The 18,458-nt window shown below is 64.6% G+C and carries 13 protein-coding genes, 1 tRNA gene, 1 pseudogene and 2 riboswitches; of the genes and pseudogenes, 6 read left to right on the top strand and 9 right to left on the bottom strand.

What is annotated here, in order from left to right:
- Nucleotides 1-72: 72 nt before the first annotated feature.
- From M3I53_RS28400 to M3I53_RS28370, 7 genes are all read right to left on the bottom strand, one after another.
- The gene (locus M3I53_RS28400) at nucleotides 73-1,461 is read right to left on the bottom strand and encodes an L-serine ammonia-lyase (RefSeq protein WP_254319178.1); all 1,389 of its coding nucleotides are present in this window, start codon (nucleotides 1,459-1,461) and stop codon (nucleotides 73-75) included.
- Between the two features lie 96 nt (nucleotides 1,462-1,557).
- Nucleotides 1,558-2,754, bottom strand: a complete 1,197-nt coding sequence (locus tag M3I53_RS28395; RefSeq protein ID WP_375542599.1) for an alginate lyase family protein — start codon at nucleotides 2,752-2,754, stop codon at nucleotides 1,558-1,560.
- Between the two features lie 118 nt (nucleotides 2,755-2,872).
- Nucleotides 2,873-5,857: an aminomethyl-transferring glycine dehydrogenase gene (gene gcvP, locus M3I53_RS28390; RefSeq protein ID WP_254319177.1), complete on the bottom strand. Its 2,985-nt coding sequence runs from the start codon at nucleotides 5,855-5,857 to the stop codon at nucleotides 2,873-2,875.
- Between the two features lie 72 nt (nucleotides 5,858-5,929).
- A complete protein-coding gene (gene gcvH / locus M3I53_RS28385; protein WP_069264425.1) occupies nucleotides 5,930-6,310 on the bottom strand; it encodes a glycine cleavage system protein GcvH in 381 nt (126 codons plus the stop codon).
- 75 nt (nucleotides 6,311-6,385) lie between these two features.
- Nucleotides 6,386-7,504, bottom strand: a complete 1,119-nt coding sequence (gene gcvT, locus M3I53_RS28380; protein WP_254319176.1) for a glycine cleavage system aminomethyltransferase GcvT — start codon at nucleotides 7,502-7,504, stop codon at nucleotides 6,386-6,388.
- Nucleotides 7,505-7,593: 89 nt separating this feature from the next.
- A riboswitch (glycine riboswitch) is annotated at nucleotides 7,594-7,729 on the bottom strand.
- A gap of 57 nt (nucleotides 7,730-7,786) precedes the next feature.
- Nucleotides 7,787-7,897: riboswitch (glycine riboswitch) on the bottom strand.
- A gap of 214 nt (nucleotides 7,898-8,111) precedes the next feature.
- Nucleotides 8,112-8,486: a hypothetical protein gene (locus M3I53_RS28375; RefSeq protein WP_254319175.1), complete on the bottom strand. Its 375-nt coding sequence runs from the start codon at nucleotides 8,484-8,486 to the stop codon at nucleotides 8,112-8,114.
- Nucleotides 8,487-8,664: 178 nt separating this feature from the next.
- Nucleotides 8,665-9,720, bottom strand: a complete 1,056-nt coding sequence (locus M3I53_RS28370; RefSeq protein WP_254319174.1) for an oxidoreductase — start codon at nucleotides 9,718-9,720, stop codon at nucleotides 8,665-8,667.
- A 275-nt stretch (nucleotides 9,721-9,995) separates the two neighbouring features.
- Here M3I53_RS28370 and M3I53_RS28365 point away from each other — a divergent pair, with 275 nt between their 5' ends.
- Both M3I53_RS28365 and M3I53_RS28360 read left to right on the top strand, forming a co-directional pair.
- Complete coding sequence (locus tag M3I53_RS28365) at nucleotides 9,996-12,086, top strand: UvrD-helicase domain-containing protein (protein ID WP_254319173.1); 2,091 nt, start codon at nucleotides 9,996-9,998, stop codon at nucleotides 12,084-12,086.
- Between the two features lie 84 nt (nucleotides 12,087-12,170).
- A complete protein-coding gene (locus tag M3I53_RS28360; RefSeq protein ID WP_254319172.1) occupies nucleotides 12,171-12,752 on the top strand; it encodes a hypothetical protein in 582 nt (193 codons plus the stop codon).
- A gap of 91 nt (nucleotides 12,753-12,843) precedes the next feature.
- Here M3I53_RS28360 and M3I53_RS28355 read toward each other — a convergent pair whose 3' ends face one another.
- Nucleotides 12,844-13,764 (bottom strand): cytochrome c5 family protein, encoded by a 921-nt coding sequence (locus M3I53_RS28355; protein WP_254319171.1) that lies wholly within the window; start codon nucleotides 13,762-13,764, stop codon nucleotides 12,844-12,846.
- Between the two features lie 304 nt (nucleotides 13,765-14,068).
- Here M3I53_RS28355 and M3I53_RS28350 point away from each other — a divergent pair.
- The 3 genes from M3I53_RS28350 to M3I53_RS28340 all read left to right on the top strand — a co-directional run bounded on the left by M3I53_RS28350 (nucleotide 14,069) and on the right by M3I53_RS28340 (nucleotide 16,063).
- A tRNA-Arg gene (locus M3I53_RS28350) sits at nucleotides 14,069-14,144 on the top strand.
- A gap of 57 nt (nucleotides 14,145-14,201) precedes the next feature.
- The gene (locus tag M3I53_RS28345; protein WP_254319170.1) at nucleotides 14,202-15,275 is read left to right on the top strand and encodes a hypothetical protein; all 1,074 of its coding nucleotides are present in this window, start codon (nucleotides 14,202-14,204) and stop codon (nucleotides 15,273-15,275) included.
- Between the two features lie 44 nt (nucleotides 15,276-15,319).
- Nucleotides 15,320-16,063, top strand: coding sequence for a methyltransferase domain-containing protein (locus M3I53_RS28340; RefSeq protein WP_254319169.1), 744 nt, complete (start codon nucleotides 15,320-15,322; stop codon nucleotides 16,061-16,063).
- On the opposite strand, the gene M3I53_RS28335 is transcribed toward M3I53_RS28340, so the two are convergent.
- Nucleotides 16,041-16,886, bottom strand: a complete 846-nt coding sequence (locus M3I53_RS28335; protein ID WP_254319168.1) for a glycosyltransferase family 2 protein — start codon at nucleotides 16,884-16,886, stop codon at nucleotides 16,041-16,043. The two genes, M3I53_RS28340 and M3I53_RS28335, sit on opposite strands and share 23 nt — an antisense overlap.
- Before the next feature lie 588 nt (nucleotides 16,887-17,474).
- On the opposite strand from M3I53_RS28335, the pseudogene M3I53_RS28330 reads away from it, so the two are divergent.
- Nucleotides 17,475-18,458 (top strand): annotated as a pseudogene (locus tag M3I53_RS28330) (heme utilization protein); the annotation flags it as partial.

Raw genomic sequence — 18,458 nt, 5'->3', positions numbered from 1 at the left:
CGGTCAAGTCTCCTTCAATCGTTACGTGATTACGTTCGGATGCTTCAGGCAAGGCGACAGCGCTTCAACGAATCAGCACTCGACGATGTTCACCGCGAGGCCGCCGCGTGAGGTCTCCTTGTACTTCGTCTTCATGTCGGCGCCAGTCTCGCGCATCGTCTTGATCACCGAGTCGAGCGAGACGTAATGCGCGCCGTCGCCGCGCAGCGCCATGCGCGCGGCGTTCACGGCTTTCACCGAGGCCATGGCGTTGCGTTCGATGCAGGGAATCTGCACCATGCCGCCCACGGGGTCGCAGGTGAGGCCGAGGTTGTGCTCCATGCCGATTTCGGCGGCGTTTTCCACCTGCAGCGGCGTGCCGCCCAGCACCGCGGCGAGCGCGCCGGCGGCCATCGAACAGGCCACGCCCACTTCGCCCTGGCAGCCCACTTCGGCGCCCGAAATCGACGCGTTGAGCTTGTAGAGAATGCCGATGGCGGCCGCGGTGAGCAGGAAGTCGATCACGCCCTGTTCGTTCGCGCCCGGCGTGAAGCGCACGTAGTAGTGCAGCACGGCGGGGATGATGCCCGCTGCGCCGTTGGTCGGCGCAGTCACGACGCGCCCGCCCGCGGCGTTTTCCTCGTTCACGGCGATGGCGTACAGGTTGATCCAGTCGATCATCGAGAGCGGATCTTGCAGCGCGCGCTCGGGGTTGCTGGTCAGCGCGCGATGAAGCTGCGGCGCACGGCGCTTCACGGCGAAGGGGCCGGGCAGCGTGCCGTCGGCGTCGGGATTGTTGATGCCGCAACCGCGCGATACGCACGACTGCATCACGTTCCAGATGTGTAGGAGACCTGAGCGGATCTGCTCGTCGCCGTGCCAGACGCGCTCGTTTTCGAGCATCAACTGCGCGATGCTCTTGCCTGTCGAGGCGCACAGCGCGAGCATCTCCGCGCCCGTCGTGAACGGATTCGGCAATTGCTGGGCCGCCGCGAGCACCTTCGTGTTCGGCGCGCCGGCCGTGACGACGAAGCCGCCGCCTACCGACAGATACGTGCTTTCGCGCAGCGTATCGCCGTTCGCGTCGAGCGCGCGCAGCTTCATGCCGTTCGGGTGTTCGGGCAGCGCCTGACGATAGAACGCCACGTGCTCCTTCGGAACGAATGCGATGGGATGGCGGCCGAGCAGCGCGAGTTGGCGCGCGGTGCGCACGGCTTCGAGGCGCTCGCTGATGGTGTCGGGATCGACGGTGTCGGGCGCGTCGCCCATGAGGCCCAGCATGACGCCGCGGTCGGTGCCGTGGCCCTTGCCGGTGGCGCCGAGCGAGCCGTACAGCTCGACCTTCACGGCGGCGGTGCTGGCGAGCAGACCATCGCGATCGAGTCCTTCGGCGAACATCAGCGCCGCGCGCATCGGCCCGACTGTGTGTGAGCTTGAGGGCCCGATGCCGACTTTGAAGAGATCGAAAACGCTCACTGCCATGGGTACTGCTCCTGCTTGTCTGACGTTGGTTTGTAGGGATGCGGCGCGTTCCGCGGCATCGTTATTTCCGTGCCGCCGCCGCAACCCGCGCGCGTTTTACCGCGCGGGCAACGGCAGACAGACGGCGAGCCACGCGGGTGGCGTGGGCGCGAGTTTCAGCGCGACTGGCGCAAAGCGGCCGTCGAGTCGCGCCGCGAGGTGAAATAGTTCGGCGGCGTTTTTCGGGTCCCACTGGCCGGTGTAGCCCGGCAGGCCCGCTTCGCGCCGCTTTGCGTCGAACGGTACGTTCGAATGCACGAATTCCTCGTGCGTTTTCTGGCCGAGCGCATAGGGCGTGAGCCAGTCGAGCGCATTGGCGAGCGTCGTGCCGTTGGCCGCGCGTTCGGTCAGCCAGTTGCGGTTGTGGCGGCGCGCGGCGAGTGCGGCGGTCACGAGCGGCTGCAAATCGTAGGTCACGTAGTGCAGTGCGTCGCGCTCGGAGAAGTCGAGTGTCGAGCCGTCGGGCGCGACGTTGTCGCCGAGATGCTCCACGAAGAGCCGCTGCGCCGTTGCGATCATCTTGCGGTTGTCGAGCGTGAACGCGATCATCGCTATCAGTTTGACCCGATGGCTCTGCCAGTTGTTCGCGAAATTTCCCTTGAGCGGGCGCGGCTGCGCGTCGATCTGCGCGATATAGCCGGTCGCGAAGCTGTTCAGGAACTGCATGGTCGCGTTGCGCGTTTTCACGGGCAGCGCGCTCGCGGTCATGTCGTAGGCGAGTATCAGCCCCTCGAAACGCGTTTCGTCGATGGGATTGAAGCTCGGCTTGTACGTGGTGACCCACGCGAGCAGAAAGCGGTCGACGAGCTTCAGGAAGCGCTCGTCGCTCGTCGCGCGCCACGCGAGCGCGGCGTTGCGCATGAGGTCGAGTTCCTTCGCGGCCTCGACGCTCTGGTCGTAGATGCCCTCGTGCGGCAGCGTGCCCTCGGTGTGCAGGCGCGGCAGCGGACGCGGCGTGTCGTTCACGTGCGTCAGCACCTCGGCCACGAGCGCCTTCACGCCCGGATCGGAGTTGGTGCGCTCGCTCGATTGCAGCGCGGGGGCCGCGCAGAAGTTCATGGCTGCGTGGGCCGCGCCGGCGAAGGTGCCGGTGAAGGTGGCGCAGGCCAGCGCGAGCGCCGCGGCAAGGCGCTGCGGGCGGCGTTGCAGCGCACCGCGCGCGTGCCGGCACGGCCGGACCGAATTCCGCGTTGCGGTATGCGGTAAGTCCCGCACCGAGTCCCGCAATGGAACCATTCGCACCTTCCGCGCCATGCGCGACTCCCTGATTCAAGGCTGACAGGTGTGTGATGTTAGCGGTTTGCGGCGGCAAATGTGAGAGGGATGACCGCCGCCGCGTGAGCCGAAGGTCACGCGGCGGCTTCACAAGGGCTTATTCGCCGGCGGTTTCGTCTGCATGTTCGCCCGCATATTCGCTGAGCGGCACGCACGAGCAGAACAGGTTGCGGTCGCCGTAAGCGTTGTCGGCGCGGCCGACCGGCGGCCAGTACTTGCGCGCGACGAGCGATGCGACCGGGTAGGCGGCCTGCTCGCGCGAGTAGGCGTGCTTCCAGTCGTCGGCGACTACCACGGCGGCCGTGTGCGGCGCGTGACGCAGCGGGTTGTCTTCCTTGTCCGCGCGGCCGTCTTCCACAGCGCGGATTTCCTCGCGGATGGCAACCATCGCGTCGATGAAGCGGTCGAGTTCCTCCTTGGACTCCGACTCGGTCGGCTCGACCATCAGCGTGCCCGGCACCGGGAAGCTCATGGTCGGGGCGTGGAAGCCGTAGTCCATCAGGCGCTTGGCCACGTCGTCCACGGTGATGCCGCTTGCATCCTTGAGGGGGCGCAGGTCGAGAATGCACTCGTGCGCGACGAGCCCGCCCGGGCCGCTGTAGAGCACCGGGAAGTGCGGCGCGAGCTTGTTCGCCACGTAGTTGGCGTTGAGGATCGCGTTTTCGGTCGCAGCGGTCAGATTGGCCGCGCCCATCATGGCGATATACATCCACGAGATCGGCAGGATCGAGGCCGAGCCGTAAGGCGCTGCGCTCACCGCGCCGATGCCGTGACCCTTATCGGTCGAGCGCTTGTAGCCCGACGAAAGCTGGTTCGGCAGGAATTGCGCGAGGTGCGCGCCCACCGCCACCGGACCGACGCCCGGGCCGCCGCCGCCGTGCGGAATGCAGAAGGTCTTGTGCAGGTTCAGGTGCGAGACGTCGCCGCCGAACTGGCCCGGCGCCGCCAGACCGACCATGGCGTTCATGTTCGCGCCGTCCACGTACACCTGGCCGCCCGCCGCGTGCACGATCTCGCAGACTTCGCGCACGTTCTCTTCGAACACGCCGTGCGTGGACGGATACGTGATCATGATTGCCGCGAGCTTCGCAGCATGCTGTTCGGCCTTGGCCTTGAGGTCGCCGAGATCGATGTTGCCTTGCGCGTCGCAAGCGACCACGACCACCTGCATGCCGGCCATCTGCGCCGATGCGGGGTTCGTGCCGTGCGCCGAAGCGGGAATCAGGCAGACGTTGCGATGCGCTTCGCCGCGCGAGGCGTGGTACGCCTGGATGATGAGGAGGCCCGCGTACTCGCCCTGCGAGCCGGCGTTCGGCTGCAGCGAGACGGCGGCGTAGCCCGTTGCGGCCACGAGCATCTGTTCGAGTTGATCGACCATCTCGCGATAGCCAACCGTCTGCTCGGCAGGTGCGAACGGGTGGATGCGGCCGAACTCGGGCCACGTGACCGGCAGCATTTCCGAGGTCGCGTTGAGCTTCATCGTGCACGAGCCGAGCGGGATCATCGAGCGGTCGAGCGCGAGGTCCTTGTCGGAGAGGCTGCGAAGGTAGCGCAGCATTTCCGTTTCCGAATGGTGACGGTTGAACACCGGATGCGTGAGGTATGCACTCTCGCGCACCAGCGCGGCCGGGAACGTCAACGCGGCGGCTTGCGTGAGTTCGGCGTCGATCTTGTCGACCGAAGGCGCTTCGCCAGCGAACGCCGCTTGCGCGAACACGGCGAGCAGGTCGGCCAGATCGGCGCGCGAGATGGTTTCGTCGACGGACACGCCCACACGCGTCTCGCTCACGTGGCGCAGGTTCATGCCGCGCGCGAGGGCCGCGTCGTGGAGCGCCTGGGTGCGCGGTCCGGCTTCGAACGTGAGCGTGTCGAAGAACGCTTCGTTCACGAGCGTGTAGCCCAGTTGCTTCGCGCCCGCGGCGAGGATCGCGGCGACGCGGTTCACGCGTTGCGCGATACGCTTCAAGCCTTGCGGGCCGTGGTAGACGGCGTACATGCTCGCCATGATCGCGAGCAGCGCCTGTGCCGTGCAGACGTTCGACGTCGCTTTTTCGCGGCGGATGTGCTGTTCGCGTGTTTGCAGCGCGAGGCGCAGCGCCGGGTTGCCTTGAGCGTCGATGGTCACGCCGACGAGACGGCCCGGCATCTGGCGCTTGAATTCGTCCTTCACCGCGAGGTAGGCGGCGTGCGGGCCGCCGAAGCCCATCGGCACGCCGAAGCGCTGCGAGTTGCCCACGGCCACGTCCGCGCCCCATTCGCCCGGCGGCGTGAGCACGGTGAGCGCGAGCAGGTCGGCAGCGGCGATCACCGCGCCGCCGGCTGCGTGCACGGCTTGCGCGAGCGCGCGGTAGTCGCGCACGTCGCCGTTGACGCCCGGATATTGCAGCAGAACGCCAAAGGCGCCTGTGGTTTTGGCAACTTCGGCCGCTTCAGCGGCCGGACCGACCTTCACCTCGATGCCGATCGGCTTCGCGCGCGTCTTCACGACTTCGATGGTCTGAGCCAGTACGTCGTCGGCGACGAAGAAGACGTTCGACTTCGACTTGCCCACGCGCTGCACGAGCGTCATGGCTTCGGCGGCGGCGGTGGCTTCGTCGAGCAGCGACGCGTTCGAGATCGCGAGGCCGGTCAAGTCGGTGATCATCTGCTGGAAGTTCAAGAGGGCTTCGAGGCGGCCCTGCGAAATTTCCGGCTGGTACGGCGTGTACGCGGTGTACCACGCCGGGTTTTCGAGCACGTTGCGCAGGATGACGGCCGGCGTGTGCGTGTCGTAGTAGCCCTGCCCGATATACGAGCGGAACACCTGGTTCTTGTCCGCGAGCGCGCGCAGGGCGGCGAGCGCCTCGGCTTCCGAGCGCGGCTGCGAGAACGGCCCGAGCGGCAGCGTCTCGTTGCGGCGGATCTTCGCCGGAATCACCGCATCGATCAGCGCGGCGCGCGAGGCGAAGCCGAGCGCGTCGAGCATCGCCTGCTGGTCGGCCGTGTCGGGGCCGATGTGGCGGGCGGCGAAGGCGTCGTGCGCTTCAAGTGCAGCAAGCGAGAGCGGGGAGTTCATCAGACGATCCGGGTGTTCGAGCTTCATAGGGATTCCTGCGGGCGCGGGCGGCGTTCTGAGCGCGCCGCCGCGCCATGGCGGTTAAGGCAAGGTTGCGATTTACGCGCCGATCGCCTTTTCGTAGGCGGCGGCGTCGATCAGCGAGTCGAGCTTGGCGTCGGCGGCGGGCTTGATCTTGAAGAGCCACGACTCATACGGCGCGCCGTTCACCTGGTCGGGCGTGTCGACGAGCGAGGTGTTCGCTTCGATGATTTCGCCTGCGACCGGCGCGTAGATGTCCGAGGCGGCCTTGACCGACTCGATTACGGCTACGGCGTCGCCGGCGGTGACCGCGCGGCCCGCTTCGGGCAGTTCGAGGAAGACAATGTCGCCGAGCGCTTCCTGCGCGTGGTCGGTGATGCCGATGGTCAGCGTGCCGTCGGCTTCGGTGCGGATCCACTCGTGCGATTCGGTGTATTTCAGTTCGGCCGGGATGCTCATGGTTGCTCCAGTGCGTGGTTCGGTTTTTGTTGCTCGAAAAGGGGAGGGCGTGCGCGCTGGCAGGATCCTCGCGGATCAGGCGGCGAGCACCTTGCCGTTGCGCACGAACGGCAGTTTTACCACGCTTGCGGGTAGGGCTTTGTCACGGATCTGCACCTGCACGACATCGCCCGGCTGCACGCCCTGCGGCACGCGCGCGAAGGCGATGGATTCCTGCATGCTCGGCGAGAACGTGCCGCTCGTGATCTCGCCATCGCCGTGCGGCGTGAGTACTTTCTGGTGCGCGCGCAGCACGCCGCCGGCCTTGCCGTTTTCCTTCTGCAGGATCAGGCCGACGAAGGCCGAACGCGAACCGTTCGCCTCCAGCGCCGGGCGGCCGACGAAGTCGCGCGGCTCCTTCATGTCGACGGTCCAGGCGAGGCCGGCGTCGAGCGGCGAGACGCCGTCGTCCATGTCCTGGCCGTAGAGGTTCATGCCCGCTTCGAGGCGCAGCGTGTCACGCGCGCCGAGGCCGCAGGGCTTCACGCCCTGGCGCTGCAGGGCGTCCCAAAGCTCGCAGACGGCGGCGGCGGGCACCACGATTTCGAAGCCGTCTTCGCCGGTGTAGCCCGTGCGCGCGATCATCAGTTCGCCGAACGGCGTGGCTTCGACCTTCGCGGCGTTGAAGGGTTTGAGAACTTCGGTGGCGCTGCGCGACGAGGGCGCGACTTGCCAGACCTTTTCGCGCGCATTCGGGCCCTGCACGGCGACGATCGCGAGATCGCGGCGCGGCGTGATGGTGAGGCCGAAGCCGCCGTCGGCGTTGAGTTTCTCGAACCAGGCGATGTCTTTTTCGGCCGTTCCGGCGTTGACGACGGTGCGGAACTGGTCGTCGGCGAAGAAGTAGACGATCAGGTCGTCGATCACGCCGCCTTCGGGGTTCAGCATGCACGAATAGAGCGCCTTGCCCGGCGTGGTGAGCTTGGCGACGTTGTTGGCGAGCGCGCGGGAGAAGAACTCGCGCGCCTTCGGGCCCGAAAAGTCGACGACGCACATGTGCGAGACGTCGAACATGCCGGCGTCGGTGCGCACGGCGCGATGCTCGTCGATCTGCGAGCCGTAGTTGACGGGCATGTCCCAGCCGCCGAAGTCGACCATGCGGGCGTTCAGCGCGCGGTGCGTGTCGTTCAGCGGGGTGCGTTTGAGTTCGGTCATGGGGCCTCAGGCGGTCGCGAATATTCGCGCGAAAACGAAAAGGGCCATGCAGGAAGCGCCGCAGGCACGATGCCCGTGGTCGGTTCTTGCATGGCCCCTCTGTCCTCGGTACCTGAGAGATTGCGCCGTTGCCGCTGGCGCGCGCCCCTTCGGTGGGCAGCCTGAACGCGTGGGGGTTACGATCCGCCGCCGCCCGTTCTACTGCCGCTCTCCAGAGTTGCGGACTGTGTGCTGCTTCGTGTCATCTCGCGCAAAAAGCGCAAATGCAACGAATCAGCGGTCCGGCGCGCACGGTCCTTTTGCCTGAGAGTTTGTGGGTTGCCCCTTCGGCGGCGCCGGTTGCACTAGCGAAAGCGAGCTAAGGCAAACGGCGCGCTCTCCCGGCGCGCGCAGCGATTGTGCGCGACGCCTCGGGGCTATGTCAATGCGGAAAAATTCTCTGCGCGGCCCGAGCGAAGGGGTGTGAGGCTTGCTGGTATTGGCTTGCGCGGATCGGCGGCGCACCATGCATCGCGGCGGGGAAAAACGGGGGCGGTTCGGGTCGGCCAGATGGTGCGGCACGAACTGCGAGCGCGCAGTCCGTGCCGGGGTTCGATACGCGTAGCGCTTACTCGCCGATGGCGCGAGCGGCCGTGTCGAGTTCCTGGTTCAGCACACGCTGCTCGTCGGGCGAGATGCCGCCGCCGTGCTGCGCGGCCATGTCGTGCGCTTCGCCGCGGATCGTGTCGAGGCGGTGATGGAGCGCGCCGCCCTGGGGCGGCGGGTAGTAGCCCTGGCTCACGCGCATGTCGATGCGGTGGCCCAGATTGTCGATGCGGCTGTCGACCTGATGCAGGCGTTCGACGGCGACTTCGTGCGGATTCGGACCGGGCGGGGGCGGCGGAGCGGGACGCGGCGCCGGCTGGTTGACCACGCACGCCGCGAGGGTCGAGACGAGCGCGCCGGCGGCGATAAGGCGTAGAGCGTGGGTGTAGCGGGTCATTCAGACTCTCCTTTGTCTTGTCGTTGCTGCTTTTTTGTCCTGCATGTCCACAAACGTCTGGCTATTGCCGCGTGATGACCCCGTCGCGGCAACCAGATGTAACCATTTGTATGGACCTTTCAGCGGCGTCGGCGAAATGCAAGGTCGACGCCGCTGCCGAAAGCGAGAGCCGTCGCGATCAGGACTGGCGCACGAACGCCACCGAGCGGCCGTCCTTCGCGCTTTGCATGGCGAGTTCGATCAGCGTCATGACGTCGATAGCGTCCTGCGGACTCACCGGAAACGGCTTGCCTTCGCGGATCGCCGCAGCAAGCGCGCGGTACAGATCGGCGTAATTGCCCGCGGCGTTGGGCACGTCGAGATCGGCTTCCTGGCCGTCGTCGCGCAGCACGTGCAGGCGGCCCGATTCGTTGCCCGCGCCGAAACCGGGCTGGCCCGGGCGCAGGCCGTCCTTGAGCTGATCTTCCTGGGTGTCGAGCCCGTTCTTCAGGTAGCTGCCGCGCGTGCCGTGAATCGCGAAGCGCGGCGCGTACGCGGCGAGCGCGCTGGCGTGCAGCACGGCGTCGTGGTGCGGGTAGCGCAGCACGAGGTGCGCGTAATCCGGCGCGCTCGCGTTTTCGCGGCGCGTGTGCACGAATGCGGTGATCGACTCCGGGGCGCCGAAGAGCGCGAGCGTCTGGTCGATCAGATGCGGGCCGAGATCGTAGAGCAGGCCGCCACCGCGCGTGGCGTCTTCGCGCCAGCGCTGCTTGACTTGCGGGCGGAAGCGGTCCAAATGCGATTCGTAGTGCGTGATGCGCCCGAGTTCGCCGCGCTCGATCAGCTCGCGCACGGTGAGAAAGTCGCCGTCCCAGCGGCGGTTGTGGAACGGCGCGAAGACGAGGCCGCGCTGCTTCGCGATGGCCGCGAGCGTGCGCGCTTCCTCGGCCGTGAGCGTGACCGGCTTGTCGACCAGCACGTGTTTGCCGCGCTCGAGCGTACGGCGCGCGAGGTCGTAGTGCGTATCGTTGGGCGTGGCGATCACGACGCATTCGATGGCGTCGATCGAGAGCAGCGCGTCGAGGTCGGGCACGATCGCGGTGCCGGGATAGTCTGCCTGGGCGCGTTCGGCCTGGCTCGTGGCGATGGCGGCGAGCTGCGCGGCGCCGCTATGCGCGATCACGGGGGCGTGGAAAGTCTGGCCGGCGAAGCCGTAGCCCATCAGGCCGATTTGCAGCGGTTGCGGTGCAGTCATTTAGCGCTCCTCTTTCCAGCGAGTGCGGGTGGCGGGAGCCCGTTATTGTGGCACGGCACGCATAACGTGCGGAACGAGGCGAGGCACGGTGAGCCGTGGCAGGAGGAACATCGGGGGCGGCATCGGCCTATCGCTGTGCCGTGTTAACATCGCACCTCCCGCGTGAGAGGCCGCTGCGACGTTCGCACGCCTCGCGCCGTGCGGCGTCACGAAAGGCTACACGCCTCGCCTGCACGCCTCCCAGCCGTACCACCCGTTTTTCCAATCCAGCAACGATGTCCGCAGGCCTCAATTCCGCCCAAAACGAAGCGGTGCGCTATCTCGACGGTCCCTGTCTCGTGCTCGCCGGCGCGGGCAGCGGCAAGACGCGTGTCATCACGCAGAAGATCGCGCACCTCATCGAAGCGAAAGGCTTCGAGCCGCGCCATATCGCCGCCGTCACCTTCACCAACAAGGCCGCCGCCGAAATGCGCGAGCGCGTGGGCAAGCTGCTCGAAGGCAAGACGCTCACCACGCCCGGCAAGGAAGGCCGCAAGGTGCCGACCAACCAGTTGACGGTCTGCACGTTCCACTCGCTCGGCGTGCAGATCCTGCGCCAGGAGGCGGAACACCTGGGCTTGAAGCCCCAGTTCTCGATCATGGACGCCGACGACTGCTTCGCCATGATCCAGGAGCAGGTGGGCTCGACGGACAAAGGCTTCATCCGCAAGATCCAGTCGATCGTCTCGCTCTGGAAGAACGGACTCGTGATGCCCGAGCAGGCGCTGGCCACGGCCTCGAACGAGGACGAGCACCAGGCGGCCATCGTCTACCGCAACTACATGGCGACGCTGCATGCCTATCAGGCGGTGGACTTCGACGACCTGATTCGCCTGCCTGCCGAGCTGTTCGCGAAGAACGAGCAGGTGCGCGATCGCTGGCAGAACAAGCTGCGCTACCTCCTCGTCGACGAGTACCAGGACACCAACGCCTGCCAGTACGAATTGCTGAAACTGCTGGCGGGCCCGCGCGCGGCGTTTACGGCCGTCGGCGACGACGACCAGGCCATCTACGGATGGCGCGGCGCCACGCTCGAAAACCTCGCGCAACTCGGCAAGGACTTTCCGAAGCTGCACGTCATCAAGCTCGAGCAGAACTACCGCTCGACGGTACGCATTCTCACGGCCGCGAACAACGTCATCGCGAACAATCCGAAGCTGTTCGAGAAGAAGTTGTGGTCCGAGCACGGCATGGGCGACACCATCACCGTCACGCCCTGCAACGACGAAGAGCACGAGGCCGAGTCGGTCGTGTTCCGGCTTTCGGCGCACAAGTTCGAGCGCCGTGCGCAGTTTCGCGACTACGCGATTCTGTATCGCGGCAACTTCCAGGCGCGCATCTTCGAACAGGTGCTGCGCCGCGAGCGCATTCCCTACGTGCTCTCGGGCGGCCAGTCATTCTTCGACAAGGCCGAGATCAAGGACATCTGCGCTTACCTGCGCCTAATCGCCAATCACGACGACGATCCCGCGTTCATCCGCGCGATCACCACGCCGCGCCGCGGCGTGGGCAACACCACGCTCGAAGCGCTCGGCTCGTTCGCGGGGCAGGCGAAGGTGTCGCTGTTCGAGGCCGTGTACATGGGCGGTATCGAAGCGCGGCTTTCGGCGCGCCAGGTCGAGCCGATGCGCGTGTTCTGCGACTTCATGCAGCGCCTCGCCGAGCGCGCGCAGAAGGACCCCGCGACGGTCGTGCTCGACGACCTCATGGACGCGATCCACTACGAGGCGTATCTCTACGACGCCTTCGACGAGCGCCAGGCGCAATCGAAGTGGCAGAACGTGCTGGAATTCCTCGAGTGGCTCAAGCGCAAGGGCACGAAGCCCGAGCAGGAGATCGGCGAAGACAGTGAAGCCACCGGATATGACAATGCCGACGGTCTCGCCGACACCGGCAAGAATCTCATGGGACTCATTCAAACCGTCGCGCTGATGTCGATGCTCGAAGGCAAGGAAGAGGACCCGGACGCCGTGCGGCTTTCGACCGTGCATGCTTCGAAGGGACTGGAGTATCCGCACGTGTTCCTGGTCGGCGTGGAAGAGGGGATCATGCCGCACCGCGGCGGTTCGGAAGACGATGTGATCGACGAAGGGCGCATCGAGGAAGAGCGGCGCCTCATGTACGTGGCGATCACGCGGGCGCAGCGCAGCCTGCATCTGAACTGGTGCAAGAAGCGCAAGCGGGCGCGCGAGACGGTGGTGTGCGAGGCGTCGCGCTTCATTCCGGAAATGGGCCTCGACGACGCGCCGCCGCCGACCGCCGAAGAAGCGCCGATGACGCCGAAGGACCGGTTGGCGAGCCTGAAGGCGTTGTTGCAGAAGGGGTGATGACCCTGGCGTGCAGCGGGTGTTTGCTTTACGGGGACGCGAGCGGCGGTAGAGTGAACGCCCCTGTTCTGTTCGCTGCCGCCGATGGAAGATCCATTACTGCCGCATTACCGTCACGCGCTTGAAACGTATATCGACGCGAAGGACAACACGAAGCCTGCACGGATTCACGAAGCATTCGCGCAGGATGCGGAACTGACGTTCTCGCTGGCCACACCGAACATCGCGTTTCCGGCGCGTAGCGTCGGCGCCGAAGCGATCGCGAAGACGCTGGTTAGCGATTTCGGTGGGCGCTATTCGCGCTGCCGCACGTTCTACCTCTGCGAGGCCGCCGCGCTCGTAGTGCGCGAGCGCACGATCGAAGCGCTGCCCTGGCTCGTCGTGATGCGCGAGGACGCGGCGGGCGCGCTGCGCATCGGTCATGGCACCTATCGCTGGACTTTCGATGCGAACGCCATCGCGCCGCGTGTTTGCGCATTCCACATTCACATTGCCCGCATGGACGTGATCGACGACCCGCACGGTGCGCGGCTCGAGCGCCTGCAAGAGGGCTTGAGCTATCCGTGGCTCGCTCCCGCCGAACTGGCTGCGCGTTACGACGCGCTGGCCGGGGATGCTTCGGGTGCGTTCGCCTTTGCCCGCGAATTTGCGCGTACCGTGCGCTGACGCGCGACCGCGTTTGCATCGGCGGATATAAAAATCCCCGCGCCGTATCGCTACGGGCGGGGATCGTTGCGCGCTTTGGCGCGCTGGGCGCTTACTTCGCCGCGCTGACCATGTAATCGACGGCGGCCTTCACGTCCGCGTCGGAGGCGGTCGAGCCACCCTTGGGCGGCATCTGGCCCTTGCCGTGCAGCGCGTAGTTGTAGACGGTGTCCATCGGGTCTTTGAGGCGCGGCGCCCAGTCGGCCTTGTTGCCGAATTTCGGCGCGCCCAGTACGCCCGCGGCGTGACACGCCTGGCAAACCTGCTGATACAGCGCCTTGCCCGCCTGCGAAGCGTCGGCGCTTTGCGCGCCGCCTGCGGCCGGAGCGGACGAAGCCTGCGGAATGGCCGCGATTGCAGCTGCGGCGGCTTGCGCCTGGGCGGCGTTCGCATCGGCGCCCGATGCACCCGAGGCCGGTGCAGCGGCCGCCGCGCCCGACGCCGCGTTGGCGGCATTGGCCGCGCCTGGCGCGGGCTTGGGCGGATCCTGGAAGTTTGCCCCGGCGTGGTTCGCCATATAGGCGACGGCGAGGCCGATTTCGTAGTCGCTGTAGTCGTCTGGGCTCGTGCCGCCGCGCGGGGGCATCGCGCCCTTGCCGGAGAGCGCCGTTTTCCACAGCGTGTCGAAGCCCTGCGCGATGCGCGGCGCCCAGTCGCCCGAGTTGCCGAACTTCGGCGCGCCGGCGGCGCCCGAGGCATGACACGCCGAGCAGACAGCCTGGAAGACCTGTTCGCCGGTCTTGTAGACGTGCGGCGCGTTGGCGTCGCGCACGTTGACCTGCGCGACCGGCGCAATGCGCGCGGCGACCTGCTGGGTCGAGAGCTCGTCGGTGCCCGCGCCGGTGCGCGTCGTGTTGTCGACGTAATAGACGAGCAAAATGATGATGACGATGGGGACGGCAAACCCGGCGATGACAGCGGCGATCAGCTGGCCGGGCGTTTTGATCGGGGCTCCGTGGGGTGCTTCGCTCATGCTTGTCTCGACTCCCGTTGGTTTTATGGTGAGCGGTACAGCAGGACGGCAATGGCCATGCGGCAGATCAAACACCGACGATTATAGACGGAAGGTTTTCCGGCTGGTGGGTGGGCGCGGAGGGAGTTCAGCGGGCGTTTACCCGGAGGGGACCGGTCGCGGCGCGCGCTGTTGTGGCTAGTCGATGCGGCCCTTAATAGCCTGTGCGGTGGACGGTTTAACCGAAACCGGTTATTCTCTCGGTCTCTCTTCGGCGCTGCCTTTCCCGTATTCTTCGGTCAGTCGGTGGCGCCAGCAAGTCAACGCGCCCGTAGCTCAATGGATAGAGTACTGCCCTCCGAAGGCAGGGGTTGCTGGTTCGATCCCAGCCGGGCGCGCCAATGAATCTTCCGCTTTTCCAGCGCTTCGCTGCTTCCTTTTTTTAGATCTGCCACTAGTTGACCGGCCAGGCAAGGCGGGTACGCCTATGTATTCGCGCAGTGTCAAACGGAGAATTGCCTGTGAACTCCGTGCCTGCTTGGAGAATTGCGGCGCAAGGGCATGGCTTAGACTGCCCGCAGCCCAATTGCACCCGGAACAGCGCCAGCTTGCCCATGTCTGATACCAAACCCCTGAGCGGGGAAGCCGCTGCGCACGACGCTGTCCGCGAGGACTCGCCCCCGGCGACGAGCGCGCGTGCAATGAACAATCTCGTCTATCAGATCTTTTATTCGCCGGAAACTCACGCGGGTCTCGATTCCGGCTTCATCCCGCTCGACAACACGGGGCAGCGGCCAGACTGGTACGAATACTGGCCGATCAGAAACTTCCTGATGCGCGAATCGCTCGACGAGAACACGCGTTACGGCTTCCTGTCGCCCAAATTCGCCGGCAAGACGGGGCTGGATTCCGCGCAGGTGATGCAGTTTCTTTCGGAAACGCGCGATGACGTCGACGTCGTGACTTTCTCGCCGTTTTTCGATCACTCCGCGCTTTTTCTCAACGTTTTCGAGCAGATGAAGTTTCTGCATGCTGGCAGCGACGAAATCATCAAGCAGGCGCTCGAATTGGTCGTGCCCGGCATCGAGGTCGATAGCATCGTCATGAGCACGGCCAGCACGATTTTCTGCAATTACCTCGTCGCGAAGCCGGCGTTCTGGCGCCGCTGGCTGCAAAAATGCGAGCTTCTGTTCAACCTCGCGGAGGACGAGAGCAGCCAGTTCGGCCGGCTGCTGAGCGGCGATGTCAAATACGACCATAAGGCCGCGCCGGCAAAGGTATTTCTTGTCGAGCGAATTGCTTCGCTGATCCTCGGCACCGAACCGCGTTGGAAAGTACGCAGTTTCAACGGGATGAAGCTGCCGTTTTCATACAACTCCCCGCTGATGGGCAATGCACTGGATCTCGTCGCAATGGACGCGCTCAAGCGCGCCGCGACGGAAACGGGGCATCCGGAATTTCTGACGGCTTTCTTCCTGATGCGAGCCAGTCTGCTCGATCGTCTTGCTGCCCAGCGCGCGGCGCAGGTCTAGTATCAAAACGCCATTCAAACCAGTCGCCCTACGAGAGGTTCGCGGTGCAACCCGTTCAAGACATTCAGCAAACACCGATCAACGACATTCACAATGCCGATGTCCTTCATATGATGCGCAAGGACGCCGCCTGCGTGGCGGAAGTCGGATCGAGCAGTGGTGCGCTGGCACGCGCTTATCGTGAGATCAATTCCAATTGCCGGTACATAGGGATCGAAATCGTCGAGGAATACGCGCGGGCGTCCAGGCGCTATTGCACTGACGTGATCTGCGGCAACGTCGAGAAGCTGGACGACGAGGCATTCAGCGACCTTTCATCCGCCCAGTCCTGGGTATTCGCCGACGCGCTGGAACACCTTTACGATCCGTGGAAGCTTCTGAAGAAGATCCGGCAGAACGCGAGAGGTCCGGTGGAGGTGGTCGCTTGTGTGCCGAACGCACAGAATTGGAGCCTGCAGACCTGCTTGAACTCGGGCCGGTTCGTCTATCAGGACTCGGGACTGCTGGACCGTACGCATATCCGCTGGTTCACGAGGCTCACGCTCATCGATCTGTTCCAGTCGAGCGGATTCCAGATCGTCGATATGCGCGCCCGCATCTTCCATCAGCCCGATCCCCAGGTACTTGCCGCCATCGGACAGATGGCAGAGGCGACTTGCGTCGATCCGGAACAGGCGAAGCAGGACGCGATCGCGTTTCAGTACGTAGTCAAGGCGGTCGCCGAACCCCTGGTCGAGCAAACGCCACCTGCCCCGCGAGCCAAGGTCAAACGTCGGAAGGCGGCGTAAATCGTCCGGCAAAATCAGTGAAGCCGATGCGTTGAACTTCGGCTTCCAGTCGTGGGTACCACGACTCCAGCGACGCGTCGAAGCAATCGTTGCGATCGTATTCGGTCCACCAGCTATCGGGCCTGACGAATGCCTGGCCCGCATCCGCCGCGCCCGATCGCTGCTTGAATTTGCGGAAGAATTCAAGGCTTTGGCAGGCGTAGTGATTGATCCTGAAGTACTGGTGGGTGGGATCGTAGGGAGCCGCCCCCGTGGTTACGGGCCGCATGTTTTCATCGACGGTTCCGTACGGCGTGTTGAAAATGTGGGCGTTCGGACCGACCGACGTATTTTGCCTTCCCCGCACAATGCTCTTGACGTGCCTGTTGGCCGGCGCGTCGAAATCAAACCGGTGCTGGTAGTTCTTCACAATCAGGCCCGCCGGTTCTTCCACGTGGCCTGAACTTCCAAAGCACGACCAATACGCGCCGACTGCGGAAATCTTCTCGTAGTTGAATCGGTCGAGCGCCTCGCCAATCGTGCCATCCGCGACGGGAAACAGAAACTCGTCGCCATCGATAAACGCAAGCCAGTCGCACTCGTGCCCGAAATTCTCATAGGCATGTTGATAAGCGCTTAACTGGACGTGATTCTGATCCGTAGTAAGCGTGAACGACTTGATGTCGTAAATCTGGCCCAATGTCTGCAATACCTGCGCCGTATCGTCGGTGCAGTTGTGGGCGTAAAAATAAAATCGGTTGAAACCGGCCAGATGGTGAAACGCAATCCATTCCGGAATCCAGGGTGCCCGGTTCTTTTGTATTGTGACAATTCCAGTGCGCATGATAGATCGCGTTATTAATCTGTAAGGCTTTTGCTTCGCGTCGCCTTCTGCGATAGATCGCGTGGCAACGCGTGCCGCTTACTCGATAGGTAATTTGTAAGGATTCCAGCGTGAAAGTGACCGGAACCGACGTTGCCGCGCCTGGATCCGGGTGGCCGCTGCAAATATATCGGAAATTCCCGGGCCGAACACGCCATCAAAGCCTGACGAATCGGCTTGGCACCGCCTGGCGCCTGCGTTCGGGAATCGCCGCCGAACGGCTTCGATTCATGTTGTTTCCCTTCTGAAAGCTTCGATTTTCTCTTTTGAAACGTTTGCGCCTTTCGTGCGTAAAAACGGTGGCGGTGCTATTTCATCGGCTTCCTTACATATAGCCTGAAGTTCTTACCAAATTTTTCTTCTAAACCCTTAACTCGCCCTGGGAGGTGCCGTTATGCACAGAGGCTGCACTCTAGCGCTGAGAGCTCGGGCAGTGGCCAATGTTTACAAAGGGCCGACACTTTTTGGTTTGGTGTGATTGTCGGCGGCAACGGCAGCAGTCAGGCCACACGCGAACCTCACTGGATGCAATCGGAAGGAAAATAAAACATGACTTCGATCATCTCGTCGCTATCACCGACGCAGGTCGGGCAGCTGTCAACACAGCAATTTGCGACGTTTACCTCGGCCGATGTCGCAGCACTGACCACAGCGGATATGAGCAGCCTCAGTTCGGGCCAGCTCCACGCGATCAGTGCATCGGCGATCGTTTCGCTAAGCAGCACAGCGATCAACCAGCTTCAATCCGAGCAACTTGCGGGTCTCTCCACTTCGGCGCTCCAGGCGCTGAAGACGAGTCAGATCGCAGCAATCAACGCAGGTGCAATCGTTGGTCTTGGCACCGATGCGATCGGCACGCTGCAGACGTTCCAGGTCGCCAGCTTGAGCACGGCTCAACTGTCGAATCTCACCTCCGCCCAGGTTGACGCGCTGAATTCGGCTGACATCAAGGCGCTGAGCACTAACCAGGTCGTGAACGGTCTGGGTTCGGCGGGCATCGCGGCGCTGACGTCCACCCAGGTTGCGCAGCTCGGCACGGCGGACCTGAGCGCGCTGAACACGGCAGAAGTGCAGGCGCTGGGCTCGGCGGGCATTGGCCAGCTGACGTCGTCGCAAGTGCAGTCGCTGACCTCGACGGCGCTCAACGCGCTGACGACGTCGCAGCTGGCGACGCTGTCGGTGAACCTGCTGACGAGCGCCCAGGTCTCGGGTCTGAGCACGGGCCAGCTCGCGGCACTGAATTCGACGCAGGTGCGGCAGCTGAACTCGGCTGACCTCAAGGCACTGAGCACGAGCCAGCTCGTGAGCGGTCTTGGCACGGCAGGCATCGCCTCGCTGACCAGCACGCAGGTGCAGTCGCTGACCACGACGGCGCTGAACGCACTGAGCACGGCCCAGCTCGCAACGCTGGCAATCGCCTCGCTGACGACGGGTCAGGTGGCCGGTCTGAGCACGGGCCAGCTGTCGAGCCTGATTTCGAGCCAGGTCCAGCAGCTGGGTTCGGCTGACATCAAGGCGCTGAGCACTAACCAG

Origin of the sequence: Paraburkholderia sp. CNPSo 3272, from assembly GCF_024206495.1 — a bacterium.
In the GTDB taxonomy this organism is placed as follows: Bacteria; Pseudomonadota; Gammaproteobacteria; order Burkholderiales; family Burkholderiaceae; genus Paraburkholderia.
This window is presented reverse-complemented; position numbering and strand designations above follow the sequence as displayed.